Source organism: Nocardia sp. NPDC050435, from assembly GCF_040655395.1.
Lineage (GTDB): Bacteria > Actinomycetota > Actinomycetes > Mycobacteriales > Mycobacteriaceae > Nocardia.
Genome location: NZ_JBFAJW010000013.1, coordinates 21,749 through 47,471, shown reverse-complemented (window position 1 = coordinate 47,471; position 25,723 = coordinate 21,749). Strand labels below are relative to the sequence as shown.

Sequence of the window (25,723 nt, the reverse complement as noted above, 5' to 3'; positions counted from 1 at the left end):
GCTGTGACCCACATCATGTTGGGGACACAGCGACAGTCGCGGAGGAGATCGATTTCATGCCAGTCCTACCTGGACTACCCAGCTACGCGTCCGGTACCTCGGACGCGCCCCTGCTCGGCGACACGATCGGCGGCAATCTCGATCGCGCGGTGGCCGCGTATCCGAACCGGGAAGCCCTGATCGACGTGCCCTCCGGCCGGCGCTGGACCTATCGCGAACTCGCCGTCACCGTCGATTCCCTGGCCACCGGCCTGACCGCGCTCGGCATCGACAAGGGCGACCGGGTCGGCATCTGGGCGCCGAACTGCGCGGAATGGTTCCTGGTGCAGTACGCGACCGCGAAGATCGGCGCGATCCTGGTCAACATCAATCCGGCCTACCGCACCAGCGAACTGGAATACGTGCTGCGGCAGGCGGGGGTGCGACTGCTGATCGCCGCGCCCGAATTCAAGACCTCGAACTACGTCACCATGATCGAGCAGGTGCGGCCGCACTGTCCCGGGCTGGAACAGGTGCTGATCCTGGGTACCGTCGCCTGGGATGTGCTGGCGCGCTACGAGATCGACGCCCCCCGACTGGCCGATATCGCCGCGACGCTGTCCGCCGACGATCCGATCAACATCCAATACACCTCCGGCACAACCGGGTTTCCGAAGGGCGCGACGCTCAGCCACCACAACATCCTGAACAACGGCTATTTCGTCGGCGAACTGTGCGGATACACCGAGCAGGACCGAATCTGCCTGCCTGTGCCCTTTTACCACTGCTTCGGGATGGTGATGGGCAATCTCGCCGCCACCAGTCATGGCGCGGCCGTGGTGATTCCGGCCCCCGCCTTCGATCCGGCGGCCACCCTGGCGGCGGTCACCACCGAGCGCTGCACCTCGCTCTACGGCGTGCCGACGATGTTCATCGCCATGCTCGGCGAGCTCGACGTCGGTGCCGCGCCGGACCTTTCGAGCCTGCGCACCGGCATCATGGCGGGCTCGCCGTGTCCGGTCGAGGTGATGAAGCGCGTCATCGACCGGCTCGGCATGACCGAGGTCTGCATCTGCTACGGCATGACCGAGACCTCGCCGGTCTCCACCCAGACCCGCCGTGACGACGGCCTGGACCGCCGCACCGAGACGGTCGGCCGGGTGCTTCCGCATCTCGAGGTCAAGATCGTCGACCCCGCAACGGGTTTGACGGTGCCGCGCGGCGAGCCGGGGGAGCTGTGCACCCGCGGCTATTCGGTCATGCTCGGCTACTGGGACCAGCCGGACAAGACCGCCGAGGCGATCGACGCCGCCCGCTGGATGCACACCGGCGACATCGGCGTGATGGACGAGGCCGGTTATCTGGCGGTCACCGGCCGGATCAAGGACATGGTCATTCGCGGCGGCGAGAACATCTACCCGCGCGAGATCGAGGAGTTCCTCTACACCCACCCCGACATTCTGGACGCTCAGGTCATCGGCGTGCCGGACGCGAAATACGGTGAGGAACTGATGGCTTGGGTGCGGATGCGCGAGGGCGCCGCCCCGGTGGACGCGGACGCGATCCGGGCGTTCTGCGCGGGCAAGCTGGCGCACTTCAAGATTCCGCGCTATGTCCACATCGTGGACGAATTCCCGATGACGGTCACCGGGAAAGTGCGCAAGGCCGAGATGCGGGAACTGGCGAAGGCGCTGGTCCCGGCCCCGGGAGCGGGTGCGTAAGGGCAAGGGTTCACCCAGGGGTCGGCGGCATGTCGGTCGGCGGCGGTAGTGTTGGCGGCCGTGACGACAGCGCCCGAGATCGCCAGTTCAGCGACGAACAGCACCGAGACGACCGCCGCGAGCACCGCCCCCCTGGCCAGCGTGGGCCGCCGCATCGCCGACGAACTAGGGGTGCGCGAGACCCAGGTCCGGGCCGCCGTGGAGCTGCTCGACGCCGGCTCGACCGTGCCGTTCATCGCGCGCTACCGCAAGGAGGTCACCGGCGGTCTCGACGACGCGCAGCTGCGGCAGCTCGACGAGCGCCTGGGCTACCTGCGCGAACTGGACGAGCGCCGCGGCGCGATCATCGAATCCATCAAGGGCCAGGGCAAACTCGACAACGCGCTGCTCGGGCAGTTGATGACGGCCGAGACGAAGGCCCGCCTGGAAGACATCTACCTCCCGTTCAAGCCCAAGCGCCGCACCAAGGCCCAGATCGCCCGCGAGGCGGGCCACGAGCCGGTCGCCGACGCTCTGATCACCGACCCGGAGACCGATCCGGCGCAGTACACCGCCGAGCAGCTCGACGGTGCCCGCGCCATCCTGGTCGAGCGGTTCGCCGAGGACGCCGACCTGGTCGGCGAGTTGCGCGAGCTGATGTGGAACCGCGGCCAGATCAAGTCGGCCGTGCGCCCGGGCAAGGAGGAGGCGGGCGCGAAGTTCGCCGATTACTTCGAGTTCAGCGAGCCGTTCACCAAGCTGCCCTCGCACCGCATCCTGGCGCTGCTGCGCGGGGAGAAGGAGGAGGTGCTCAGCGTCCAACTCGATTCCGAGACAGAGGAATTGGAGCCCGGCACGCGCTCGGTCTACGAGGGCCGGATCGCGGTCAAGTTCGGCGTGGCCGACCAGGGCCGTCCTGCCGACAGCTGGCTGCTGGACACGGTCCGCTGGGCCTGGCGCACCAAACTTCAGGTCAGCCTGGGAATCGACACCCGCATGCGGCTGCGACAGGCCGCCGAGAAAGACGCGGTCGACGTCTTCGCCAACAACCTGCGTGATCTGCTGCTCGCGGCGCCGGCCGGCACCCGCACCACCATGGGCTTGGATCCGGGCTACCGCACCGGCGTGAAGGTCGCGGTCGTCGACGCCACCGGCAAGGCCGTGGCCACCGAGGTCATCTACCCGCACAAGCCGCAGGGCCAGACCGAGAAGTCGCTGGCCGTGCTCGGTGCGCTGGTGGCCCGGTTCAACGTGGAGCTCATCGCCATCGGCAACGGCACCGCCTCGCGCGAGACCGACGCCCTCGCCACCGAGCTGATCTCGCGGATTCCGGAGAACAAGCCCACCAAGATCGTGGTGTCGGAGGCGGGCGCCTCGGTGTATTCGGCCTCGGCTTACGCCTCCCAGGAACTGCCCGATATGGACGTCTCGCTGCGCGGCGCGGTGTCCATCGCGCGCCGCCTGCAGGATCCGCTCGCCGAACTGGTGAAGATCGATCCGAAGTCGATCGGCGTCGGCCAGTACCAGCACGACGTGTCCGAGACGCTGCTGGCCCGCTCGCTGGGCGCGGTGGTGGAAGACGCGGTGAACGCGGTCGGTGTCGATGTGAACACCGCCTCGGTGCCGCTGCTCTCGCGCGTGTCCGGCATCACCGGGTCGGTCGCGGAATCGATTGTGGCCCATCGTGATCAGCACGGGTCCTACCGCAGCCGCCAAGCGCTGCTGGAGGTGCCGCGCCTGGGCCCCAAGGCTTTCGAGCAGTGCGCGGGCTTCCTGCGGATCCGCGGCGGCGACGACCCGCTGGACACCTCCGCGGTGCACCCCGAGGCCTACCCGGTGGTGCGGCGCATCCTGGAGCAGACGGGCAGCGGCGTCACCGAATTGATCGGCAACACCGGCGTGCTGCGCTCGCTGCGCGCCGACAAGTTCACCGACGAGAAGTTCGGCGTCCCCACCGTCACCGACATCATCGCCGAGCTCGAGAAGCCCGGCCGGGACCCGCGCCCGGAGTTCAAGACCGCCGAATTCGCCGCGGGCGTGGAGAAGGTCGCCGATCTGCAGCCCGGCATGGTGCTCGAGGGCGTCGTCACCAATGTGGCCGCCTTCGGCGCGTTCGTCGACGTCGGCGTGCACCAGGACGGCCTGGTGCACGTGTCGGCGATGTCGCACAACTTCGTCAAGGATCCGCGCGAGGTCGTGAAGTCCGGTGACGTGGTCAAGGTCAAGGTGCTCGAGGTCGACGTGGCCCGCCAGCGCATCGGGCTCTCGCTGCGCCTGGACGACGAACCGGGCGGCGCCGCCAAGCCCGAGCGCGGCGGCGGAAATCGCGGCGGCGGTCCGCGTGGCCAGTCCGGCCAGGACAACCGGCAGCGGCAGAATGGTCAGGGCAAGCAGCAGGGCCGCAACCAGGGCAATCAGCGGCGCAACGCCCCCGCACCCAGCGGTTCCATGGCGGACGCGCTGCGCCGGGCGGGTTTCGGCCAGTAGGGCGATAACAGTCAGGAGGTTGGTGGGCGGCCATGCGCAGATGGCTCGAGAACGATGTGATCGCGCAGGGTCGCCTGCCGCTGCTGTGCTTCCTGCTCGGGTTCATCGTCGGATTCCTGTTCATCCGGGTCAGCGTCCGCCTGATCCGGGCGCAGGTGCGCTGGTGGCCCGGCAATCTGCGGGCCGGTGACACCCACATCCACCACATGGTGATCGGGGTGGTGCTGGTCCTGGGGTCCGGGCTGGGCTTGATCGCGGTCTACGAGAGCGCCTCCGAACCGGTCGGCGCGCTGTTCGCGGCGAGCTTCGGCGTGGGCGCGGCGCTCGTGCTCGACGAGTTCGCGCTCATCTATTACCTGCGCGACGTGTACTGGGAGAAGCAGGGCCGCACCTCGGTGGACGCGGTCTTCGTCGCGCTCGCGGTGACGGGTCTGCTGCTGCTCGGGTTCCATCCGCTCTCGTTCCTGGAGATCGGCGACGTGCGCAGTTCTATCGGGCCCGACGCCAAGGCCGTCGCCGCGGTGTTCTCCCTGTTCAACCTGGCCCTGGCCGCGATCGTCATCGCCAAGGGCAAGATCTGGACCGGCCTGTTCGGCATGTTCTTCCCGCCGCTGCTGTGGATCGGCGCGCTGCGGCTGAGCCGGCCGGGTGCGCCGTGGGCACGCTGGCGCTACAGCGAGCGTCGCCGCCTGATGTACCGGGCCATCGTGCGGGAACGCCGCTATCGGCGGCCGGTGATCCGGGCCAAGATCTTCATTCAGGACCTGATCGCGGGCAAGCCCGACGTCGAGCACGTCCGCACGGCCGCCGAGGCGGAGCTGGCCCGTAAGGTGGTGCCGGCGCCGCCCTCGCCGCATCCGCACCCGCTGTTCTCCCCGGAGCACTCGCTGTTCGCGCCGGAGCACAAATCCGAGCGTTGACCGGGCCGATTTTTCCGGCCGCCCGGGGGTCTGGCACAATACACGGGTTGCCCTGGGGAGATCTCTGTCCCGGGAGCACCCCTTATTCGGAGCATGAACCGGTCGCGCGCCCTCGTCCACACGCAGGGAATGCCGCCAGGGTCCTCTGTTCGCGCAAACATCACAAAGGATGAAAATGAACACCCTCGACTTCCTCGACGAAAAGTCGCTGCGCAGCGACGTCCCGGATTTCCGCCCGGGCGATACGCTGAACGTGCACGTGAAGGTCATCGAAGGCTCGAAGGAGCGCGTCCAGGTCTTCAAGGGCGTGGTCATCCGCCGCCAGGGCGGCGGCATCCGCGAGACCTTCACCGTTCGTAAGATCTCCTTCGGCGTCGGCGTCGAGCGCACCTTCCCGGTGCACAGCCCCAACATCGACCACATCGATGTCGTGACCCGCGGTGACGTCCGTCGCGCCAAGCTGTACTACCTGCGCGACCTGCGCGGTAAGGCCGCCAAGATCAAGGAAAAGCGCTGATCTTGTAGCGACTCGTTCGCCACAACAGAACTTCGTAGCCCGGTACCCGCCGTCACACAGGGTGCCGGGCTACTCTGTTCGGCGTGGCAGACGAAAGTGGGTCGGTGTCGGTGTCGGGTGCGGATGATGATGGTGTAGAGCGGGCTCCGAGGTCCAGGCGCGCCAAGAAGACCAAGAAGCAGCGGCCGTTCTGGCAGGAACTGCCCATCCTCATCGTGATCGCGGCCGTCATCGCGGCGCTGATGGTCACCTTCGTCGGCCGCCCGTACGTGATCCCCTCCCAGTCGATGGAGCCGACGCTGCACGGCTGCCCGGGTTGCGTGGGCGACCGCATCTACGTCGAGAAGATCAGCTACTACTTCGGCGATCCGAAGCCGGGCGATGTCGTGGTCTTCGTCGGCCCGCCGTCCTGGAACACCCGTTACCAGTCGATCCGCTCGGAGAACACCGCCGTTCGCGGCGTGCAGAACTTCTTCTCCTTCTTCGGTCTGGTGCCGCCGGACGAGAACGATCTGGTCAAGCGCGTCATCGCGATCGGCGGCCAGACCGTGCAGTGCTGCGACGCCGAGGGCCGCATCCTGGTCGACGGCAAGCCGCTGGACGAGCCGTACGTGAAGAACGACTACCCGTGGTTCGCCGGCAAGCAGAACGCCAGCTACCCGGCCGGTCGCGTCTTCGGCCCGATCAAGGTGCCCGAGGGCAACCTGTGGGTGATGGGCGACAACCGCGACCAGTCCGCGGACTCCCGCGCGCACGTCTCGGATTCGCTGCAGGGCACCGTCCCGGTCGACAACGTGCGTGGTAAAGCGGTGTTCAAGATCTGGCCGCCGAGCCGGATCGGACCGGTCAGTTCGGTCGATCCGCAGGTGAATTGACCCCCTGGCGAACTGAAAGCGTGCGGCGGCAGGATAATTGGATGGTGGGGTACAGCCGGAGCACGATATGGCCGCCGCGCGTGGTGATGCGCAAGGCGGGCGGTTTGCGCACCCTGGAGGCGGCGCTGATCCGCAGCGGCCTCGGCCCGGTGGCCGGGGTCGACGAGGCCGGCCGCGGCCCCTGTGCGGGGCCGCTGGTGGTGGCCGCGTGCCTGCTCGCGCCGAAGGCCTACGACCGGCTCGGCGGGCTCGACGATTCCAAGAAACTCACCGAGGCCACCCGCGAGGAGCTCTTCCCGATCATCCAGCGGCTGGCGCTGGCCTACGAGGTCGTGGTCATCCCGGCCTGGGAGATCGATTCCATCGGCATCCACGTCGCCAACATCGAGGGCATGCGCCGCGCGGTCGCCGGGCTCGGGCAGACGCCGGGCTACGTGCTCACCGACGGCTTCCGGGTGCCCGGCATCCCCGCACCGTCGCTGCCGGTGATCGGGGGCGACGCCGCGGCGGCCTGCATCGCCGCGGCCAGCATCCTGGCCAAGGTCACCCGGGACCGGATGATGGTCGATCTCGACCGGCGCTTGCCCGGTTACGGTTTCGCCGCGCACAAGGGCTACAACACGCCCGAGCACACCGAGGCTTTGCAACGGCTGGGGCCCAGCAGCGAGCACCGGCGCTCTTGGCGCAATGTGCGCGAAATGGCGGGGCTCGTGCCCGTCGATCCGGCGCTGGAGCTGGCCGACGCGGTGCTCGCCGAGGATCCCCAGCAAGGCCGAGTGGCTAGCGGCACGGTCCATGCGAGATGATGTGCTCGAACGACGCCGCCCGGGCAGTGTCTACTTTTGGACCGCGAATTAGGAGGACTTCCACCCGATGAGTGCCGAGGACCTCGAGAAGTACGAAACCGAGATGGAACTCTCGCTGTATCGCGAGTACAAGGACATCGTCGGCCAGTTCTCGTACGTGGTGGAGACAGAGCGTCGCTTCTACCTGGCCAATTCCGTTGAGCTGCGGCCGCAGAACGCCGACGGCGAGGTGTACTTCGAAGTGCGGATGAGCGATGCCTGGGTGTGGGATATGTACCGCCCGGCGCGCTTCGTCAAACACGTCCGCGTGATCACGTTCAAGGACGTCAATATCGAAGAGCTGGAGAAGCCCGACCTGCGGCTGCCCGAGTAGCCACGGTGAGTTGTCCACAGCCGCACGGTTGTCCCCAGGTTTTCTGTTTCCGCAGGTCGCCTCGACGGGCATGATCCCGCGCACCCGCACGCTGAGGGGGTGACGGACAACAAGGCGCTCGGCGCACACGGAGAAGAGCTGGCGGCGCGGTATCTGCAGTCGGCCGGGTGGGAGATCGTCGGCCGGAACTGGCGGTGCCGCTACGGCGAACTGGATCTGATCGCCCGCGATGCGCGGGTCACCGCGTTCATCGAGGTGAAGACCAGGCGCGGCGTGGGTTTCGGCATCCCCGCGGAGTCGGTCACCTATCAGAAGCGCCGCCGCATCCGCACCCTGGCGCTGCTGTGGCTCAAGGAGCACGACACCGCGTATCGCTGGGTCCGGTTCGATGTCATCTCGGTGCTCCTGCTGCCCGGCCGCAAGTCCGAGATCGACCATCTCGAGGCGGTGTTCTGATGCCGCTCGGTCGCGCGCACTCCGTCGCCGTCACCGGCGTAGACGGGCAATTGGTCGAGATCGAAGCCGATATCGGTCAGGGCCTGCCCTCGGTGCACCTGGTCGGCCTGCCCGACACCGCGCTGCAGGAATCCCGCAACCGGGTGCGCTCGGCGGTGGCGAACTCCGGGGAGAAGTGGCCGGACGGGCGGGTCGTGCTGGCCCTGTCGCCCGCCACCCTGCCGAAGGTCGGCAGCGTTTACGATCTCGCGCTGGCGGTTTCGGTGCTGGACGCCGCCGGAGCGGTGCCCTCCGAGCGCCTGGCCAAGGCCGTGGTGCTCGGTGAGCTCGCGCTGGACGGGCGGCTGCGGCGCGTGCGCGGCATCCTGCCCGCGGTGATCGCCGCGCGCAACGCCGGGTGGCCCACGGTCGTGGTGCCCGCACCGGCGCTGGCCGAGGCCGGGCTGGTCGACGGGATCGAAGTGCTCGGCGCGGCGAGCCTGCGCTCGGTGGTCCTGTGGTTGCGTGGTGAAGGCCCGCTGCTCGAGCCCGGCGGCGCCTTACCGGTCGCCGCGCCGGTCGGCGGCGATCTGAGCGAGGTCGTGGGCCAGGAGGAGGCCAGGTGGGCCCTGGAGGTGGCCGCCGCGGGCGGGCACCACCTGCTGCTCACTGGGCCGCCGGGAATCGGGAAAACCATGCTGGCGCAGCGTCTTCCGGGCCTACTGCCGCCGCTGTCGGAATCCGAGGCGCTCGAGGTCACCGCGATCCACTCGATGGCGGGCCTGCTCACCGACGCGCACCCGCTGATCACCATGCCGCCCTTCGTCGCCCCGCACCACTCCACCTCCGCGACGGCCATGGTCGGCGGCGGGTCCGGGCTGGCCCGGCCCGGCGCGGTGAGCTGCGCCCACCGCGGCGTCCTGTTCCTCGACGAAGCCCCGGAGGTGGGCAGCAAGATCCTGGAGGCCATGCGCACCCCGCTGGAGGAGGGCGAGGTGCGCATCGCGCGCCGTGACGGCGTCGCCCGGTATCCCGCCCGCTTCCAGCTCGTCCTCGCCGCCAACCCGTGCCCCTGCGCGCCCGCGCGCGACATCGATTGCATCTGCCCGCCCATGGCCCGCCGCCGCTACCTCGGCAGGCTGTCCGGCCCCCTGATGGACCGCATCGACATCTGGGTCCAGATGCGCGGCCACGCCGGCGCCTCCCTCACCGCCGACACAGCGGAAACCAGCGCCGTCGTCCGAGCCCGCGTCGCCGAGGCCCGCGCCCGCGCCAAACACCGCTGGCACCAGGTCGGTTGGACCACCAACGCCGAGGTCCCCGGCCACCTCCTCCGCCAGCGCTTCCCCCTCCCACCCGAAGCCCTCGCCCCCGTCGAATCCGGCCTCCGCCTGGGCCGCCTCTCCGCCCGCGGCGCCGACCGCGCCATCCGAGTCGCCTGGACGTCATAGACGCACTTCTAATGTGACGGACGTATCTGACATATCGGCGGATCGGACGCCAGGAAGTATTTCGCGCCGAATCCATTGGCACAGAACGCTTTTGGTAAGCCTATGGGGTCGGCCGACTGTCATGAGAGCGCGACGAATGCGTGGCGGTGATGTTTGATCGGCCGCGCGCTTGGGGTCAGTCGGCTGATCTGGCCGCGCCGAGGGAAGAGTACGTGGAGGCGGAGCGGATTCGGCGTGAGTTGGTGCTGCTTGACGTGGCTGACAGGTGGGCAATCGGTATGCAGCAGAGTGCGTCGAGGCCCTGATAGTGAGCGGCATGGCCCGCACCAGGCTGCCTAGCTGGAGCGGGCCTTGCCTTGCGCGACTGCGGCTGTCGTGAGTTCGGCCCGCGCGGCAGTGGCGGGCGCTACAAAGCCCATCTGTAGACGGACGATCATTGTCAGAGGGTTCATGTACGGTCCCCGCAACGTCGGCACACACCTTCGAGCTCGGAGTAGCAGATGCAGCTTGCAGCGTTGACGAGAAGTTCAGTGGATAGGGCGATGGCACTGTTCCGTAAGGAGGGGCGCGACAATTTTCTGGCGGACCGTGGTTTCACGCGGGCACGAGACTACTTCGTCCTGCACGACGGCCGGGCCTACGACTCCAAGGCAATTGCCGGCGTCGCATACGGCCTAGAAACTGGGATTGAACGCCGGTCGGCCGATTTCACTGGGGGTGCCGGTGTGGCTGACCGACTCCGCGCATTGGGGTTCGAGGTGGTCCAGACCCGGGATTGGCAGCTTGAAGAGACCATCCTGGCCTGTGATTTGCTCTACCAGAACCGATGGCTGACCATCCCAGAGAGCGACTCTAGAATCGCCGAGCTGTCGCGGCTTTTACGCACGCAGTGGGATTTTGCCCCCTATCTAGAAGAGCTCAGGAGCATCAACAGTGTTCACCACAAGCTAGAAGACCTTCGCACCGCCCATCCAGGGCACCCAGGAAAACCCAAGCGCGGTGGCCAACTCACCTTCGCTGTCGCCTCGGCGTTCGATTCACGGCCTACAACGATGCACGCGCTGGCGGAGGCGCTCCGTGCCGCTGGTCGACTTAGCGGTGCCGACCAAGATGATTCCGACGAAATCGCCTTGAACGGCGGTGGATCCAGTGCCGATTTTGCTTCGGCGGCTGAGGGCAAGGTTGTACGTCGGCTGGTCAAGGTGCGGGAGCGCAACCCCAAGCTTCGCCGGGAAAAGATCGCGCTGGCACGACGCAACCGAGGCGACATTTCGTGCGAGATATGCGGTTTCGACTTCGAAAAGTCCTACCCCGGTCTCGGCGACGGGTACGTGCAGGTCCATCACGTCGTTCCGCTCCACTTCTCCGGCGAGATCGAGAGCACACTCGATGACCTCGTCCTGGTTTGTGCGAACTGCCACCAAATGCTTCATCGTGGGCGACCTGACTGGCTGACCCCCGACCAGCTCCGCGATGCCATCAGCCTGCGGGCTGGAGTTAGCTAGCCCCAGCGGGTGAAGCTTCGTCACCGAGCAGGCGGGCCACCGTAGTTGTCGGCCCACCAGACGATGCGATCAACTACCCCTAGATCCTCGCGCCACTCAAACGTGGTTGCGACCGCTGTGACACTTGGCGGCATGCCAGGTGTGCGATCGGGTCGCGCTTCGGTGTCGTTGCTCTAAGTAGCACAGGTATCTAAAAGTCACATGGACGCTAAACTAGCTCTTATGCGCGCCGCCGTATACCTGCGCCAATCCCAAGATCGGGAGGGCGATGAGCTCGGCATAGATCGCCAGCGTCAGGACGTGATGCGGCTGATTACGCAGCGTGGATGGATAGTGCATGCCGAGTACGTCGACAACGACACCAGCGCCTCAAACCGCAAGCGGCGTAAGCACTTCGAGGCAATGCTGGAAGCCGTTGAGCGCGGAGAAGTAGACGTGATCGTCGCTCGCCATGTCGACCGCCTGCTGCGTCGACTATCTGAACTAGAACGACTGCTCGACCTCTGCGATACGCACGGCGCGTACGTCCTCACAGCGTCCGATGGCGTGGACACGTCCACGGATGGCGGTCGGCTCGTTGCTCGCATCCTCGCAGCGGTCGGCCAGGGTGAGGTCGAACGGAAAGGCGCCCGGCAGCGATCGGCTGCGCAACAGGCAGCAGCCCGCGGCAGGTGGATTGGCGGCCGCCGTGCGTTCGGATACGAATCGGACGGCGTAACAGTTCGAGACAGCGAGGCACAGCTGGTCAGGGAGGGCTATGACGACGTCCTAGCCGGCGCTTCGGCCGGTTTTGTAGCCCGCAAATGGAACGCGCAAGGCAGCACTACGCCACAAGGGCGCCGGGATGGTTCCCCCAAACCGTGGAATCACCAGAACGTTCGCACGGTGCTGGTGAACCCGCGGTACGCAGGACTGCGCAGGCATCGCACAGCGCAGCAGCGGCCGGACACCCGCAAGAACCCAACGCTGGGTATCACGGGAGCCGCAGAGTGGCCTGGGCTTGTCTCAGAAGAAAAATGGCGGGCTGCTGTCGATGTACTCTGCGATCCGTCGCGGCTAAAGGCTCCCTCCGGTCCACGCCTCTTGCTGTCAGGCATCGCGGAATGCGGCGTCTGCAGCGACAAAGTGCACGCAGGTGCTCGAGCGAGGAAGATGCCAACCTACCGCTGTCGGAGCGGAAAGCACGTGTCTCGTCGCGCTGAACCAATCGAACAGTTCGTAGAGGAAGTTGTTCTCGCTCGCCTCCAGCAGCCCGACGCCCTCGAAGTCTTCGCCCCCATCGTGCATGAAGACGTCGCGCCAGTTGTTGCTGAGGCTCATGCTGTACGGGAGCGCCTCGGCTCAATCGCTGACGAGTTCGCCGATGGGGCTATTACTGCCGATCAGATCCGGCGGATGACCGAGCGGCTGAGAGACAAGCTCGCCACGCTGGAAGCGGAGATAGCTGAAGCAGGACGGGCCGATGTGATCGCACCAATTGTGAACTCGGTCGACATCGCTGCGACCTGGAAGGCTCTCGACACGCACCGTAAGCGAGGGATCATCGAAGTGCTCATGGCCGTGACGATCGAGCCTGTGGGCAGAGGGCGACGTACGGACGGCAGTTACTTCGCAGCTGGAGGCGTTCGGATCGATTGGCGTGGCCAGGTATGAGAAACCGAGAGTTCCGTCAAAGTTCGGCGGGCGGTTGCTCTCTCGAAGAGGGGACGGCGGGAGCCGCGGGTACGGGGATGAAGCGCTCGAAGTCGGAACGGACTTCGGCTGCCGATCTAAGCGTCTGCATGGCGATCTTCCGCGATGGCCCTCTGGGAGAGAGGCATCCGGGGACAATCGACAGATGACTGGACTTGCATTGACGACAGATCGCCGGAACGAGCTGGCCGCGATGCTGGAGAACGAGGCTCAGTTTCGGGCCGACCATCCGACTGTGGCCGACTACCTTGATGTCGCCCCTCGGTTGGCTGGCACCGACGACCCACAGGCGGATGCTGCCTTTGATCTACGGTTCCTGCACTACATGACAGGAGGGCAATCGGAATCCGGAAATCCATACTGGGACATCGTCGGTCAGTCCGTGAGCGAGAGCGGCGGGCGCCGACTGGTCGATGGTGGTCGGCCTCGGGGAAGCGCTCGACTGGGATACGCCCAGACAATTCTTCAGTCTGCATATGCCTATGCCGTGCCGTCACCTGAGACACTCCAATGGATTTTGACGCAATGCGGGACTCGGCCAATCGTGGAACTTGGTGCGGGACGCGGATATTGGGCTGCGCTCCTTGCCGGCGCGGGCTGCGACATCCGGGCGTTTGACTCCGCACCCCCAGGGGCTAGCAGCAACGACTCATTCCCGACCGTAGCTGGTCAGCCTGATACATGGATTGAGGTTCACCCTCTGGACGTTCGTCCTGATTGGGGTGGGGGTGCGGTCCTCTTCATATGCTGGCCACCCGGTTGGGGTAATGCCATGGCTTCGACAACCCTGGCGGAGTACTCCACCAGCGGTGGGGACCGATTGATCTACGTGGGAGAGCCGCGGGGGGGCAAAACCGGTGACGAAGCATTTTTCGATGCGTTGGAGCGTGATTGGGAGTTGGTTGACCAAGATGGCCAGTTCGTGTCCTGGTGGAACCTTCACGATGCTGCGCAGTGCTGGCAGCGCAAGTAGGCGCGACGCAACAGCACGTCTTGGCCGGTAGACGAAGAGGCGGACCAATGGCGTAGGCTGTGTATACGCAGATACTGCGCCGTTATGGCTGACCTTGGGAAGGGGTCTAGGTAATGCCTGAACCGCGATACGTTCAAATTGCAAACAAATATGCGCGTGAAATCCGCAGTGGAGTAATTCCGCCAAATACCTGGCTGCCCAGTTACGCCGAAATTGCTCGCCAACACGAAGTTTCGGAAATCGTTGTACGAAAAGCGGTCGACCAGTTGGGACGTTCGGGCCTGGTTCGGAAGGTTGAACGTCGGGGAACGTTCGTGATGGAGCGACCGAACCTTACGCGTCTGGCGCCAGAGCGGCAGATGGAAAGTCCGGAGACAACCTATGGCAGTGAGTCGGAACAATCGATAAGCGTCCAGCGGGAGATCGAACGTGTGGCAGCGGCTGAGGACCAGGCCGCCGCTTTTGGTATCGAGCCTGGCGAGGAACTGGTCCACGTGGTGACCCGGGCGACTGAGGGGGGGCGGCCGGTGTCGATCTCCGATACTTACCACCTGTCAGGTCAGGAGAACCCTGATGCGACATACCTTGAGGAGACGCTTGCCGAGCGTGTGCCGGCGAGTTCTCATACAGCCTGGCTGGAGATACCACCAGGTGAGCCTGCGATGACCGTCCACCAACGCTTTCTGGATTCCGAAGATCGGCCGCTGATGGTTTCGGATGTGTCGTACCCGCGCGGGCGGTATCAAGCATTCTCTTTCAGGATGGTCGTAGCCGAGAGCGGCTAGCTTCAAAGGCTCGCATAGCTGCGGGTTACAAGTACGGCCGTAAAAGGGCCTGATCAGTACGCTGATCAGGCCCTTTTGGCGCGCACAGCACTGCGTATACGCAGGTCTTGTGAGTATACGCAGGTGCGTATACGCTGCTTGTGTATACGCAAGATGCAAGCGCTGAAGGAGCGGCATACATGAGCAAACGTCACGGTCCGTCGACTGAACGGACAAATTTGATCAGCCTGCGCCATGCTGCGGAGCTGGCCGGGGGAGTCCATCCCGGCACGGTTCGACGCTGGGTCGAAGCAGGTCTGCTGGAAGGGTTTCAGGTTGGCCCACGGCTGATAAAGGTCGACCGGAATGAGGTTCTCGCCCTAGTCAGACCGCTTGGCACTGGTGGTGCGGTATGAGTGAGACTGTTCGCCGCAAAACATCGCGACAAGACTCGTGCGGAATTTGCGATCCGTATTCGGTCGCGAAACACATCGAGGAGATCGTCGCAAAAGCGCCCCCGCTGTCTCCGGCTACCCGAGTGAAACTGGGATCGCTTCTTGGCGATAGGAATTCGGGGAGGGCAGCCTAATGCGTGCCCGCACTTTTGGTTTCGTGATATGCGTAGTATCAGTCGGTTTCTTGGTTCTCGTTGCCCCGGAGATCTTCGGATTCACGGTAATGGTGACCGTGGCCCTCGGGCTGTGGGTGTCGACACGCCGGTGGGGGGTGCGGCGGTGATCGGCCCGGTTGTGAGGACCGACGCCGCAACCGCACGTGCCGGCGGACAGCTTCTCGGTGCGCTGCCTCCACCGATCCAGATGGCACTGCTCATGCTGGGGCTGCTGGCCGGGATGATCGGGTGCTCGGCGGCCTGGATCGACTACCAGAACTACACCCCGAGCCCAAACATTTGCCGCGCCGATCAGGTGCAACGAGCGGCGCAGCTGGGTTGTGTTCCGTCACAGCAGGTTCCGACGGGGTGGCAGCGATGACCGAGGCCATCCCTATCTATCGATGGCGTTGTGCCCCGACGCATTTGAAGACCCAGCGTCAGCTCGCCGCGCTCGGGTTGCGCCCGAACGGCCAGGACATCGCCGGTGTGCTCCCGCTGCCGAAGCAGGGTGATCGGGTCGCCTACCTCTTCGACGTCAATCTTGCCGCGCCCAAACGGACACCGAGCCCCGCGCAGGAGCAGGCGCTGGCGAAAGCCACCCTCGCACACCAGATCAAGGCCGCAGAGCGCCGCGGAATCACCCGCGAAGAACTCGACGCCATCGGTGACCCCGGCCCGGCCTGGACAGATCCAGCCCCGGTGTCGGCACCGGTCAACGCCTTCGCCGACGTCACGCACGTCAACGCATTCGGCGCGGGCCTGGAGCAGGAAGGAGTGGAACGATGACGAGGCGATTGGGTCCCGTGGACATGATCGGTCTGACCATCGTGGCCGAGCACTACGGCATCCGCATGGATGACCTGGCCGAGATGTTCGCGATCAGCCGCCGTTCGGCCTACCGACGAGCACAGCGCTGGCGCGAGGCAGGAATGGTCGCGGCCATCGGAGTGCGCCCGGTTCCCGGCCCGACCTGGGTGTTCATCCGCAAGTCCGCCGCCGAGGCCCTTCTCGGCTTCCCGGTCCACTCCTGGGCGCCGACACCGAAGATGGCCGACCACGTACGCACCGTGCTGCGAGTCCGTCTGGCGCTGGTCGGGATGGATCTGGACCGCTGGGTGTCCGAGCGAGTGCTGCGGTCGGAAGTCGGTCGAGTCAAGGCCGGCGAATCCCGCCCCCACATCCACGACGGCCGCTGGCTCGACAGCGAGGGCCGCTGGTGGGCGGTCGAGGTCGAACTCACCGCCAAGAACCTGGCCGCCGCGAAGACCGCGGTCTACAAGGCAGCGCACACCGCCAAAGCCGCCGAGCTGGACGGACTCATCTACTACTGCCGCACGGAATGGATCAACACCGACGGCACCACGCGCCGCAGCGACCAAATCCACACCGTGGTCAGGGAAGCCGCTGGCTACGCCATGGACCAGATCGACGGGCTCAGTTTCCGCGTCGCGAAGCTCGAAGAGGTCCTGACCACCAACAACAAGGACGAGAACGCCCATGCACGGCCCGGTTTGCGGGTGATCGAGGGCGGAGCCTCTGATCACGGCAACCAGGACGGAACCCGTGGCGATACCGGAAAGGCGGCGTCGTCATGACCTGCAAACCCCTCATCACCCCCCAGGACTGCGACCAGTACCCGACCGCGGTCTGGCCGACCCCGACCCCGACCCCTTCCCCGGCACCGGTGCCGGCGGGGGAACCCACTAACGAGCCCGGCCCGCCGAAGCTGTTCGAGGACAGCCCGGTTCTGGGCAAGATCCTGCCCGCGGACCTCAGTTGGTCCGATGTCGGGCACGTGGCGACCGTGGCCGGTGCCAGCGCCGGCGCGGTGCTGCTGCTGACCATCGGATTCACCCTGGCCTCCACCTACCTCGGCTGGCGACCGCGCAAGGCGTTGAACTGGATGAGCGCGGCGCTGATCGGGTTGCCCGGCTGGTCGATCTTGTCGAACACCGACTGGTCCGCCCCGCTCGATCAGTTCCACAGCGGCGCGACCGAATATCTCGCGGGCCGCTACGTCCACGGCGTCGCGATCATGGCGGTACTGCTGGTTCCGATCGCGTGGCTGATCTCCACGATGCTGATCACGAATCGGCGGGTGCAGTTGGTGACCCACGGGTTCCAGTCCCCGGCCGCGACCGAGCGGGCGCTGTGGTTGCAGGCCCAGCGCGAGCAGCGTGCCGCGGCCCGGTTGACCCGCTACCGGCTGCCTTTCACCTCCGGGCACTTCAACCCGCATCCGGTACTCGGTCGCATGTCGCTCGAAGACACCGCCGCCCCGCCCAAGGGCCGGTTGCGGATGCTGTTGACCCGCAACGAAACCCGCCTGATTCTCTCCTGGATCAAGACCCGGGAACACATGGTCGCGGTCGCCAGTTCCGGCAAGGGCAAAACCACGCTGATGATCCGGCTGCTGCTGTCCTGGTACGTCAGCGCCTGGTTGCGGCATCGGCAGTGGTGGCGCCTGGACCGGCCCGGCCGGCCGCTGGCGATGGTCATCGACTGCAACGGCGGCCCCGAGTCCCTGCGCGCCGCGGCACGATTGAAGACCTGGTTCCTCGGGCTCGGCGCACCCGAACAGCGGATCGGGATCCTGACCGCAGCCCCAGCGAACGGGCAGGTCGAAGGCTTGCCCCAGCGGGTGAAGCTGAACATGTGGGGCATCCCCTCGCGTGATGATCTGCGCAGCGTCTTGAGCGCGATGGTGTCCGGGGGAGCGGTACCGACCACGGCAACCGAGAAGTACTTCCACGAGATCCGCGAGAACCTCATCCACCTGATCGTGGACGCGCCCGCCGCGGTCGAGAACGGTGTGCCCAGCGGTGAGAACCTCCCGCGCAGCTGGCTGGAGTTCCTGTCGCGGTTCGACAAGGACAAGCTGGCCCGGCTGTGGGGTGGAGTGTTCGACCCGAAGGTGCCGTGGCAGGGCGTGCCGGGCGCGGATCTGAAGATCGCCGCGACGATGGAAGGCAAGCAGCCGGTGCTCTCGTCCACGCTGGCGGAGTTCCACAACCTCTACCGCCTGCTCGGTGACGTCTTCGACGGTGACGCGGAGCTGACCGATTTCGACCTGCTCTACGTCGTTCTGGACGGGGTGAAGGCACCCGATCGCGCCCGCTCCCAGTTCGCCGCCCTGGGGTGCATGCTCGAACAGCTCGCCGATCGTGACCACGGCCGCGAAACCCTGCTCGCGGTAGACGAATTCAGTGCCGTCAGTGACGGCAAGACCCGCGCGGACAAGTGGGTGGAACGGCTGCGCAAGGCCCGGATCGGCACGATCTGGTTCGCCCAGCATTGGAACGGGCTCGGCCACGACGACGAACAACGCACCTCGCTGGTCGCCGCGGGCTCCGGTGGTGCGCTGCTGGGCGGCCAGGAAGACGGCGAGCAGCTGGCCAAGACCTTCGGTACCACACGACGGTTCGAGTTGTCGCGCAAGCTCATCGGCGGCGCCGCCGCCGGCGATGAGGGCAACGTCCAAGCCCACGACGGCTGGCTGATCGACCCGAACAAACTCCGCCGCCTCGGCAAGGGCGACATCGTCCACGTCACCGGCGGGCGGGCCCGCTGGGGCCGCGTTGCCGCCCTGGACGACGCGACGTTGAAGAACCTTCGTCCGCTGCCCGGCCTGGCCGCCTTCGCCACCCCGGCCACCGAGCCCGAGGCCGGCGAACTCGCTCCGGTCATCGATCTGCCCAAACGCCCCAACCCCTGACCACCTGAGAGGACCCCTGTCATGCCGAACCCGAATATCAACCCCGACAACCACGGTGAGGAAATCACCGGCCTCACCGCCGAGCAACGCGCCCGCGAGGTCGAGCGTCTCAACGCCCTGGCCGACATCGGCACCGCCGCCGAGAAACTGGCCGCGCAACTGGGTGAACCGGTGATCCCCGACGGCGGGAACCTGGGCCGCACGATCGCCCCGCACATCAGCCGCGCGGCGAAAGTCCTTGACGGACTGCGAGTGTGGGCACCCGCGCTGCTGGCCACGATCGCCTTCCTGGTCGTGGTGTTCACCGCGCCGGTGCCCGGCCCGCTGGCCGTCTACGGGCTCGGGCTGGTCGGGTTCGCCTGGTGGATGGCCGCCGGGCGCCCGACGCTGCCGGACGCGATCCGCATGACCGGCTACGCCGCAGTCGATTTCGGGCGGTTCATCAAGCGCGTGGTCACCCGGCTGGCCGTGCGCCGCGCCGCCCACGAAACCCGCCGCACCACCGCTGACGCAACCCGCCGCACCCAGTCCTGACTGACCACACCCGAAGGAGCGCAACACCATGGACATCTTCGCCATCCGCAACCGACTCAACAGTGTCCTGATCGAAAAGCTGCGGGCCGAATACGGCGACACCGCCGTCACGAAAGAACCGATCATCTCCGAACTCACCGGCCACAACTTCGGTGACCGGGAGGTTCCGGCCGACCGGCTGCAAGCGGTCAAGCAGGCCAACCGGATCGCCGGCGCCGCGCGCGCGATGGTCAACGAACAGGCCACCGAAGCCCGCCGCCACGGGCGCAGCTGGGCCGAGATCGCCGACGCGTTGAGCATCACCGCCGATACCGATGACGACCCGGCGGTCCAGGCGTATCGCCGCGTGGTCGGTCCGGATTGGCGCGACACCGTCAGCTGGCGGTGCGCCTGCTGCGAGCAGCGCGTCATCGACCACGGCCCCTACGACGCCCACCCCTCCAACGCCGAGTTCGGTCACGCCGAGGACTGCGAACGCCACCACCGCGAGATCGAAGCCCTCGCGCGAGGCAGGGACCGCGAGGAGCTCGGCCGCGACGACGACACCGATTGGGGGTACTGACCACCCCTCCCGAGAACCAGCCACAAACCCCGAACCTCTACATCAAGGAGAACTAATCATGTCCGAACGCAGCGTCGAAGACGAAATCTACGACGAGACACGCAAATTCAGTCAGTCCATGCAGAACGCGATGCGCCGCTACGCCCAAGCCTCGAACTGGCTGGAGCGCCGGCGCGCCCGCCGCGAGATCAGCCTCATCACCCGGCAGGAGGCCCGCGAGCAGGCCCAGGCCCGCCAGAACGACCTGGTCTGGACGAGCCAGGCCGTGGACCGCTACCGCGTCCACTCCCAAGCGGTGCTGGCTCGCGCCAACGACCCGAATGTCGATCACGAACGCCGCGCACGTGACGCTCGGGCGTTGCGCGAGCACCGCGACGACCTGGCAGCACGGTTCCTCGACAATCATCGGCTGACCAGCATCGAGCAGGGCATCGCCCTGGACGGGCTGGACGCGGCCACGGTGTTCCCGGAGTTCGAGACCGGCAACCTCTACCACCGGGCCCACAAGGTCAAGGGAATCGAGGCCCTGCGCTACCGCGCTCACGTCGCCCGAGAGACCGCCGCCCAGCATGACCGGTGGCGGGTCGCGATGGAGTCCGCCCAGCGCGCCAATATCGAACGTGACCAGATCGCGAAGCTGGAATCCGCCGCGCCGCAACAGGATCGGTATAAGGCTGCTGTGGAGTGGTCCAGCGCGCTGAAGCCGGGTGTCGTCGAGGGGCTTCACCGCAGTTTCCCGAGCGAGCGGGCCGCGGCGTCGTGGCTGGGCCGCGAGATCGACCACACGCTGACCTTCGACGGCGACAAGGTCGAGGTGAAGATCTGGGATGCCGCCGGCGCCGAGGACCCGATCTATCACGATGCGGGCAGACCCGATCACGTCGCGGGCTGGCTGCGCGGCCACGAGAGCCAGTTGCGTGCACAGCTGCTCAGCCCCCGGCGCGAGACCACCGCGAACACGGCGACGCCGGGGCAGCGGTCGGCCAGCGACAGCCGCCGTGCGGGCGAGCAGCGAGGCCGAGCGCTCGGAAACGCCTACAACGTGAAGCTCGCGGAGGCGGCTCAGGAGCCGCGCCGTGAGCCGGACTCGCTGACACAGCGGCTGCGTCTGTCGATCGAGCACAACAGCGAGCTCGCCGACCAGAACGCGCGCCTGAGCAAGCAGGTGATCGCGTTGACCGCTGAGCGCGACCAGGCGGTTACCGACCGTGACGCCGCGGTTCGCAAGGTCGTGGAGCGGACCCCGGCCGCCCAGCGCTACGGCAGTCCTGAGCGTCGCGCGGAGGAGGAACGCCGCAAGGCCGCAGCCACTACCCACACCACACCGCGGGAAGCCCTGAAAGCGACCGCGGCCCGGGTCGCCGAGCACGAACTGGACCTGGCCGAGCAAGACGAGAACGACGAGTTGCAGGACCTCTCGCGGGGCGGGCTTTCCTCGCATGCCGCCGTTCGTGCCTACGAGGAACGCCAGCAGCAGCGGGCCAGACAGCAGGCGAATACCGCCACGAATCGCGAGCACGCCCAGGCAACCAGCCAGAGCAACGGGCACGCGTTCGCGGACCTGACCGGCAATGCTTTCGCCGCCGCGACCAGCGCCGACCGGGAAGGCGTGGACCGATGAACACCGAAACCCACGTTCCCGCAACCGGTTCGGATAATCCGTTCCTCGCGCACTACGCCACGAAAGTCGTCTACGGCAACGAGGTGATGATGCGCGCGGACTTCGCCCGCAGCCAGGAACTGCGCGGTTCGGTCGCGCGAGCCGCCTCCTGCGACGACTACGACCGCATCATCACCGCCGCCGAGGCGATCGAGCGGCGCTGGCGCGAGCACGAGGTCTACGGCCAGGCCTGGCAGTACCTGACCGACACCCATACCGACTGGGTGCGTGATCCCGAGGTGATGGACCGCTTCCACACCGGCATCGTTATCGACCGCGCCCGCGGTGTGGATCCGTTGACGCCGATGCAGTGGCGTAGCCAGCTCCAGGCGCGGGAGATGACCGGCAACGGCTACTGGATGGATTCGACCGGCCAGCACGCGTTCGACGGCTTGACCGCAGGCGCGTTCGCCGCCGGCACCGACCGGGAAGGAATCGAGCGATGAGCACCAGCCGTGACTGTATGGGTTGCGACGGAGCCGGTTACGCAGTCTCCGACGACGGGACCCATGAGCCGCAAGTGCATGTGTATCCCTGCTCAGTCTGTGACGGGTCAGGTATCGAGCCCCCGGCTGCGGTCAAGGCCGAAGCGCAGGCCGCGATCGAGAAGAACGAGGCCACCATGCGCCTCGATTTCTGGAAGGTCACCCGGCTGCGCACCGAAAGCCGGCAAGCGCACCCGCAGTGGTCCGCCGAACTCACCGAACAGGCCGACCTTATCGAATCCGCCTGGCGGGCAAGCGATCACGCCGAGCACTGGAACTACCTGAACGCAGCCTATGTGGAGTGGCGGGAGTTCCCCGACACCATGGGGTCGCTGTTCGAGCACCTGCACACCGCCCGCGCCGAGTGTGGGGTCTACCCGTTGTCTGAGACCCAGTGGCGCAGCCAGGAACAAGCCCGCGATCTCACCGGCCACAGACAGCAGTGGGAGCAGCAACAGCAGGTCAACGCCTTCACCCACACAACCCAGCACGCATTCACGACTCACCGAGAAGGGATCGACCGATGAATCTCATCGACCTGCAAATCGGGTTCAACAAGTGGAACGCCGCCGTTGAGCGGATCGCGCACGCCGAGAACGATGCCGAGCGCGAGCAGCTGCAGTCGACCGCGGACAAACTGGCACAACCGTGGGCCTCGGAGTATCCGCAGGACTGGCAGTACCTGGGGCAACTGCGCGAGCAGTGGCGCACCGACCCTGACGGAGTACGTGCGGACATCCAGACCCATACCCGCGCCCGGCACGCTCAGCCAGAGATCTTCGACGGCGACTCTCTGGATGCCCGCAAACACCACCACATGTCCTACACCCAGTTCTTCTACGACCCGATCGAACAGGAACGACGGGACTGGTACGACATGCACAACCGTCGCGCCGAACTCAACGGCGAACTGGCGGCCGCGCGCAGCGACGCCGAGATCGACGCCATCCAGGCCCGCATCGCCGAGATGAACGACCAAACCCACTGGCCCCAGAGCTGGAAAGACCGCGAAGCCGAAGTCGCCGAAGACCTCGAGTTCTGGCACGAGCAGTCCGAGCGGGCCAGCGAGCACTACTCCGAGATCCTCAAGACCCGCGCTGCTGGCGAATCGCATGTCTTCAAAGGACTGTCCGGACACGCCTTCGCGGCCGGCACCGACCGAGAAGGAATCGACCGATGAGCACTACCCACCCTCCGGGCATCGAGGCCACCATGCCCGCCACCACCGACACCGACAGCGCCGGATTCACCCCGCTCCGGCCCTACGGCCACACCGATTCCGGCCTCAACCACACACCGCTCGGTGACTACCTGCGCTCGCACCCGACGACACTCGGCGACGTTGTCCGCGCGGCAGGACCGTTGGGCGGCAGCGAGAAAGCCGCCGAAGTCTTGCAGAGCCGATCAGAGCCGCCGGCCGAGACTGCGAACCGATTGATCCAGGCGAACCAGCGCGCGGCGTGGCTGGCCGAGCAGTTGGCCGAGACCACCGCCAAACTCGATGCCGCCGAGCATCGAGCCGCGGATCTGGAAGACCGTAACCGCGAGCTTGCCAGCGATCTCGACAACGCTCTGGATCAGCTCCAGGGCCATGCCCTGCACGCCGAACAGGAACGCCTGTTCCATGCCTCGCGGTACTCGGTGAACGCGTTCACGAACCTGGATGCGGGTGCGGAGTGGGAACGATGAACGCCTCGACGCCGACGCCTGTCGCAGCGGTGTCGTCTCCGGCGACAGGGCGGTGGGACTTCGCCGAAATCGTCGCCTTGGCGATGACACTCGTGATCGGCGCCGGGGCGTTCGTGTGGTCCTTCGACGCGCTGACCGGGCTGGCGGGCATGGCCGGTATCCGCCATCAGATCGCCTGGATCGGCCCGGTCTTTGTCGACGGCGCCATCATTCAGTCCGCTGTCGCCCTTGTCGCCCTGCACCGCAGGGAGCGAGCGCTGAAGGAAATGGGCCAGCACGCCGAGAAGATCCCGACCGCGACATGGGTGTTCTTCTGGGGCGAACTCGCCTTGGCGGAGTTGGTGTCGGTGGTCGGGAACGGCCTGCACGCAGCGGAATCCGGCCACCGAGTGCTGCCCGCACTGGTCGCGGCCAGTGTGGCCGGCGCGGCACCGGTCCTCGGATTGGTCGCGACTCACGGGCTGACCGCGCTACTGGAAGTCCCGCGACCGCCCCAATTCGTACCGACCGCAGGCGACAGCCGAACGACACCACCCGACAGCACGGCGACAGCAAGCGACGCCGAAGCGACACCGCAGCACGGAGCCGAAGACACCGGCGACAGCGAGGCGACACCTGACCGCGACGCCGAGATCCTGCGCCTGTCACAGACCGGTCTGTCCACCCGCAAGATCGGTGATCAGGTCGGGCTGCACCACGGCACCGTCGCCAAGATCCTGACTCGCCTTCGCGCCAGCGACACCGGGCAGCAGCTCGCGTTGCCCGCGGCCAACAACTTCCGGCTGATCGCCGGGGGCACATCCGAAATCGAATTCACTAAGGAGTAACCGACATGACCATCACCGATCTGGACCGCATCAACGCCGAGCTGATGGGCGCCGGCGCCCGCAACCCCTTCGGCGCCGACATACAGCCCGGCGCGGAGGTCTCCGGCGAGATCATCTCCGTCGTGCGCCGCCACCGCCACAACCGCGACGGCCAGCCCTTGTATTGGGTCAACCGCAAACCGGTGCCCGGCCGGGAAGGACAGGGCCAGCCCGTCATCGACTCCCAGCTGATCCTCGACACCGACCAGCGCGAGGATGAGCAGGACGACGGCCTGCGCGTGGTCACCCTGGACCGCGACGTACTGCGCGCCATCAACGCAGGAGTCCGCCGCGCCCGCGCCGCGGGCATCGACATCGGCGGGCGCCTGGACGGGCTGATGTTCGCTGGCCTGGACCCGAGCAACAACAACCGGGTCTACGACCTGAAGGGATACACCCCACCAGCTGCGTAAATACTCGCTCGACTGGCCATAACCCCTGACCCGCACTGGGTCAGGGGTTATGGCCAGTCGAGCGCGGCTACGCGATTCGCTCGTTCCGAGGCAGCTCTCATCGGCTGTGCCGTCAGCACTGGTGACGGCAGACATGCATTTCACATGCATTTCGTAGGTTCAGTGGAAGTTTTGATACACACAAACAGATGTATCGAACTGGGGATCCGCTGGTCACTGCGCCAGCCCGGTTTCCAGCCCGTGACCTGGTGGACATGCACTTCACATGCTTTTCAGGTTCGGTGTACGTACAATACACACGTGCATATGCATCGAAGAGGGTCTCTGGACCCGGGGCAACGGGGCCAGAGACCGCGGTGGGCTACAGCCCGCCACTCTCCTGGATAGCGCGAACAACCCGGTAGGCAGCCTTAGCAGCGTTTACCAGCGAAGCCACGGCGGTGAGTACCACCGCCGTGGCTTTTGCTTTTGCCACAAGTTGTCGACGCGTGATCAGTCCCATAGACATCAACCTCCATCTAGGATCCCGGATCCCGTAGTAAGGCATCCGGGCGGATGTCGTATCCCGAGTAAGGATTCCGACGACACCCAAGACGGAGGTTGAGTCCGATCGAACTGGCCTGCGACAGCGCCGGATTCGATCCTACATAGAGCGGGGCTGTTGCTCGAACGAACTTCCGAACCAATCGGCCGGTGTAAACAGAGGGTG

The 25,723-nt window shown here is 66.3% G+C and carries 27 protein-coding genes; all 27 read left to right on the top strand.

The features are described from left to right. The first annotated feature begins 56 nt into the window (after positions 1-56). The 27 genes from AB0I43_RS33455 to AB0I43_RS33325 all read left to right on the top strand — a co-directional run bounded on the left by AB0I43_RS33455 (position 57) and on the right by AB0I43_RS33325 (position 25,014). The gene (locus AB0I43_RS33455; protein ID WP_357433325.1) at positions 57-1,700 is read left to right on the top strand and encodes an AMP-binding protein; all 1,644 of its coding nucleotides are present in this window, start codon (positions 57-59) and stop codon (positions 1,698-1,700) included. A 132-nt stretch (positions 1,701-1,832) separates the two neighbouring features. Then, positions 1,833-4,166 (top strand): Tex family protein, encoded by a 2,334-nt coding sequence (locus AB0I43_RS33450; protein ID WP_357433357.1) that lies wholly within the window; start codon positions 1,833-1,835, stop codon positions 4,164-4,166. Positions 4,167-4,198: 32 nt separating this feature from the next. Continuing rightward, positions 4,199-5,086: a hypothetical protein gene (locus AB0I43_RS33445; RefSeq protein WP_356980184.1), complete on the top strand. Its 888-nt coding sequence runs from the start codon at positions 4,199-4,201 to the stop codon at positions 5,084-5,086. A 175-nt stretch (positions 5,087-5,261) separates the two neighbouring features. Beyond that, on the top strand, positions 5,262-5,603 hold the full coding sequence (gene rplS, locus AB0I43_RS33440) for a 50S ribosomal protein L19 (protein WP_356980186.1): 342 nt from the start codon (positions 5,262-5,264) through the stop codon (positions 5,601-5,603). Positions 5,604-5,686: 83 nt separating this feature from the next. Then, positions 5,687-6,478 (top strand): signal peptidase I, encoded by a 792-nt coding sequence (gene lepB, locus AB0I43_RS33435; protein WP_356980188.1) that lies wholly within the window; start codon positions 5,687-5,689, stop codon positions 6,476-6,478. A gap of 41 nt (positions 6,479-6,519) precedes the next feature. Continuing rightward, complete coding sequence (locus tag AB0I43_RS33430) at positions 6,520-7,284, top strand: ribonuclease HII (protein WP_356980189.1); 765 nt, start codon at positions 6,520-6,522, stop codon at positions 7,282-7,284. A 67-nt stretch (positions 7,285-7,351) separates the two neighbouring features. Then, entirely contained in the window at positions 7,352-7,657 is a 306-nt protein-coding gene (locus tag AB0I43_RS33425; protein WP_011210678.1) for a DUF2469 domain-containing protein, read from the top strand. A gap of 99 nt (positions 7,658-7,756) precedes the next feature. After that, positions 7,757-8,113: a YraN family protein gene (locus AB0I43_RS33420; RefSeq protein WP_356980191.1), complete on the top strand. Its 357-nt coding sequence runs from the start codon at positions 7,757-7,759 to the stop codon at positions 8,111-8,113. After that, positions 8,113-9,543 carry a YifB family Mg chelatase-like AAA ATPase gene (locus AB0I43_RS33415; RefSeq protein ID WP_357433323.1) on the top strand — a complete coding sequence of 477 codons (1,431 nt, stop codon included), beginning with the start codon at positions 8,113-8,115 and terminating at the stop codon, positions 9,541-9,543. The genes AB0I43_RS33420 and AB0I43_RS33415 overlap by 1 nt, the downstream gene beginning before the upstream one ends. 542 nt (positions 9,544-10,085) lie before the next feature. Continuing rightward, positions 10,086-11,048 carry an HNH endonuclease gene (locus tag AB0I43_RS33410; protein WP_357433321.1) on the top strand — a complete coding sequence of 321 codons (963 nt, stop codon included), beginning with the start codon at positions 10,086-10,088 and terminating at the stop codon, positions 11,046-11,048. Positions 11,049-11,270: 222 nt separating this feature from the next. Beyond that, positions 11,271-12,701: a recombinase family protein gene (locus AB0I43_RS33405; RefSeq protein ID WP_357433319.1), complete on the top strand. Its 1,431-nt coding sequence runs from the start codon at positions 11,271-11,273 to the stop codon at positions 12,699-12,701. A gap of 811 nt (positions 12,702-13,512) precedes the next feature. Next, a complete protein-coding gene (locus AB0I43_RS33400) occupies positions 13,513-13,713 on the top strand; it encodes a hypothetical protein (protein ID WP_357433317.1) in 201 nt (66 codons plus the stop codon). 113 nt (positions 13,714-13,826) lie between these two features. Next, entirely contained in the window at positions 13,827-14,498 is a 672-nt protein-coding gene (locus AB0I43_RS33395) for a GntR family transcriptional regulator (protein WP_357433315.1), read from the top strand. 179 nt (positions 14,499-14,677) lie between these two features. Further along, positions 14,678-14,893: a helix-turn-helix domain-containing protein gene (locus AB0I43_RS33390; RefSeq protein WP_357433313.1), complete on the top strand. Its 216-nt coding sequence runs from the start codon at positions 14,678-14,680 to the stop codon at positions 14,891-14,893. Between the two features lie 285 nt (positions 14,894-15,178). After that, on the top strand, positions 15,179-15,469 hold the full coding sequence (locus AB0I43_RS33385; RefSeq protein ID WP_357433311.1) for a hypothetical protein: 291 nt from the start codon (positions 15,179-15,181) through the stop codon (positions 15,467-15,469). Continuing rightward, positions 15,466-15,876: an RRQRL motif-containing zinc-binding protein gene (locus AB0I43_RS33380; protein WP_357433309.1), complete on the top strand. Its 411-nt coding sequence runs from the start codon at positions 15,466-15,468 to the stop codon at positions 15,874-15,876. The genes AB0I43_RS33385 and AB0I43_RS33380 overlap by 4 nt, the downstream gene beginning before the upstream one ends. Beyond that, entirely contained in the window at positions 15,873-16,685 is an 813-nt protein-coding gene (locus AB0I43_RS33375) for a hypothetical protein (RefSeq protein WP_357433307.1), read from the top strand. Before AB0I43_RS33380 ends, AB0I43_RS33375 begins: the two co-directional genes overlap by 4 nt. Then, positions 16,682-18,805 carry a hypothetical protein gene (locus AB0I43_RS33370; protein ID WP_357433305.1) on the top strand — a complete coding sequence of 708 codons (2,124 nt, stop codon included), beginning with the start codon at positions 16,682-16,684 and terminating at the stop codon, positions 18,803-18,805. Before AB0I43_RS33375 ends, AB0I43_RS33370 begins: the two co-directional genes overlap by 4 nt. A 21-nt stretch (positions 18,806-18,826) precedes the next feature. After that, complete coding sequence (locus tag AB0I43_RS33365) at positions 18,827-19,339, top strand: hypothetical protein (protein WP_357433303.1); 513 nt, start codon at positions 18,827-18,829, stop codon at positions 19,337-19,339. A 28-nt stretch (positions 19,340-19,367) separates the two neighbouring features. Further along, positions 19,368-19,901, top strand: coding sequence for a hypothetical protein (locus tag AB0I43_RS33360; RefSeq protein ID WP_357433301.1), 534 nt, complete (start codon positions 19,368-19,370; stop codon positions 19,899-19,901). A gap of 58 nt (positions 19,902-19,959) precedes the next feature. Beyond that, entirely contained in the window at positions 19,960-21,522 is a 1,563-nt protein-coding gene (locus AB0I43_RS33355) for a hypothetical protein (RefSeq protein WP_357433299.1), read from the top strand. Continuing rightward, the gene (locus tag AB0I43_RS33350) at positions 21,519-22,007 is read left to right on the top strand and encodes a hypothetical protein (protein WP_357433297.1); all 489 of its coding nucleotides are present in this window, start codon (positions 21,519-21,521) and stop codon (positions 22,005-22,007) included. Before AB0I43_RS33355 ends, AB0I43_RS33350 begins: the two co-directional genes overlap by 4 nt. After that, positions 22,004-22,573: a hypothetical protein gene (locus tag AB0I43_RS33345; protein ID WP_357433295.1), complete on the top strand. Its 570-nt coding sequence runs from the start codon at positions 22,004-22,006 to the stop codon at positions 22,571-22,573. The genes AB0I43_RS33350 and AB0I43_RS33345 overlap by 4 nt, the downstream gene beginning before the upstream one ends. After that, positions 22,570-23,226 carry a hypothetical protein gene (locus tag AB0I43_RS33340; protein WP_357433294.1) on the top strand — a complete coding sequence of 219 codons (657 nt, stop codon included), beginning with the start codon at positions 22,570-22,572 and terminating at the stop codon, positions 23,224-23,226. The genes AB0I43_RS33345 and AB0I43_RS33340 overlap by 4 nt, the downstream gene beginning before the upstream one ends. After that, positions 23,223-23,735: a hypothetical protein gene (locus tag AB0I43_RS33335; RefSeq protein WP_357433292.1), complete on the top strand. Its 513-nt coding sequence runs from the start codon at positions 23,223-23,225 to the stop codon at positions 23,733-23,735. The genes AB0I43_RS33340 and AB0I43_RS33335 overlap by 4 nt, the downstream gene beginning before the upstream one ends. Further along, positions 23,732-24,562: a DUF2637 domain-containing protein gene (locus AB0I43_RS33330; RefSeq protein ID WP_357433290.1), complete on the top strand. Its 831-nt coding sequence runs from the start codon at positions 23,732-23,734 to the stop codon at positions 24,560-24,562. Before AB0I43_RS33335 ends, AB0I43_RS33330 begins: the two co-directional genes overlap by 4 nt. A gap of 5 nt (positions 24,563-24,567) precedes the next feature. Beyond that, positions 24,568-25,014, top strand: a complete 447-nt coding sequence (locus AB0I43_RS33325; protein ID WP_357433288.1) for a hypothetical protein — start codon at positions 24,568-24,570, stop codon at positions 25,012-25,014. The last annotated feature ends 709 nt before the right edge of the window (positions 25,015-25,723 follow it).

Coding starts and splice junctions, on each gene's coding strand:
- AB0I43_RS33455 (WP_357433325.1), top strand. CDS start 57: ATGCCAGTCCTACCTGGACTACCCAGCTACGCGTCCGGTACCTCGGAC.
- AB0I43_RS33445 (WP_356980184.1), top strand. CDS start 4,199: ATGCGCAGATGGCTCGAGAACGATGTGATCGCGCAGGGTCGCCTGCCG.
- rplS (WP_356980186.1), top strand. CDS start 5,262: ATGAACACCCTCGACTTCCTCGACGAAAAGTCGCTGCGCAGCGACGTC.
- AB0I43_RS33430 (WP_356980189.1), top strand. CDS start 6,520: ATGGTGGGGTACAGCCGGAGCACGATATGGCCGCCGCGCGTGGTGATG.
- AB0I43_RS33425 (WP_011210678.1), top strand. CDS start 7,352: ATGAGTGCCGAGGACCTCGAGAAGTACGAAACCGAGATGGAACTCTCG.
- AB0I43_RS33415 (WP_357433323.1), top strand. CDS start 8,113: ATGCCGCTCGGTCGCGCGCACTCCGTCGCCGTCACCGGCGTAGACGGG.
- AB0I43_RS33410 (WP_357433321.1), top strand. CDS start 10,086: ATGGCACTGTTCCGTAAGGAGGGGCGCGACAATTTTCTGGCGGACCGT.
- AB0I43_RS33405 (WP_357433319.1), top strand. CDS start 11,271: ATGCGCGCCGCCGTATACCTGCGCCAATCCCAAGATCGGGAGGGCGAT.
- AB0I43_RS33400 (WP_357433317.1), top strand. CDS start 13,513: ATGGCTTCGACAACCCTGGCGGAGTACTCCACCAGCGGTGGGGACCGA.
- AB0I43_RS33395 (WP_357433315.1), top strand. CDS start 13,827: ATGCCTGAACCGCGATACGTTCAAATTGCAAACAAATATGCGCGTGAA.
- AB0I43_RS33390 (WP_357433313.1), top strand. CDS start 14,678: ATGAGCAAACGTCACGGTCCGTCGACTGAACGGACAAATTTGATCAGC.
- AB0I43_RS33380 (WP_357433309.1), top strand. CDS start 15,466: ATGACCGAGGCCATCCCTATCTATCGATGGCGTTGTGCCCCGACGCAT.
- AB0I43_RS33375 (WP_357433307.1), top strand. CDS start 15,873: ATGACGAGGCGATTGGGTCCCGTGGACATGATCGGTCTGACCATCGTG.
- AB0I43_RS33370 (WP_357433305.1), top strand. CDS start 16,682: ATGACCTGCAAACCCCTCATCACCCCCCAGGACTGCGACCAGTACCCG.
- AB0I43_RS33365 (WP_357433303.1), top strand. CDS start 18,827: ATGCCGAACCCGAATATCAACCCCGACAACCACGGTGAGGAAATCACC.
- AB0I43_RS33360 (WP_357433301.1), top strand. CDS start 19,368: ATGGACATCTTCGCCATCCGCAACCGACTCAACAGTGTCCTGATCGAA.
- AB0I43_RS33355 (WP_357433299.1), top strand. CDS start 19,960: ATGTCCGAACGCAGCGTCGAAGACGAAATCTACGACGAGACACGCAAA.
- AB0I43_RS33350 (WP_357433297.1), top strand. CDS start 21,519: ATGAACACCGAAACCCACGTTCCCGCAACCGGTTCGGATAATCCGTTC.
- AB0I43_RS33345 (WP_357433295.1), top strand. CDS start 22,004: ATGAGCACCAGCCGTGACTGTATGGGTTGCGACGGAGCCGGTTACGCA.
- AB0I43_RS33340 (WP_357433294.1), top strand. CDS start 22,570: ATGAATCTCATCGACCTGCAAATCGGGTTCAACAAGTGGAACGCCGCC.
- AB0I43_RS33335 (WP_357433292.1), top strand. CDS start 23,223: ATGAGCACTACCCACCCTCCGGGCATCGAGGCCACCATGCCCGCCACC.
- AB0I43_RS33330 (WP_357433290.1), top strand. CDS start 23,732: ATGAACGCCTCGACGCCGACGCCTGTCGCAGCGGTGTCGTCTCCGGCG.
- AB0I43_RS33325 (WP_357433288.1), top strand. CDS start 24,568: ATGACCATCACCGATCTGGACCGCATCAACGCCGAGCTGATGGGCGCC.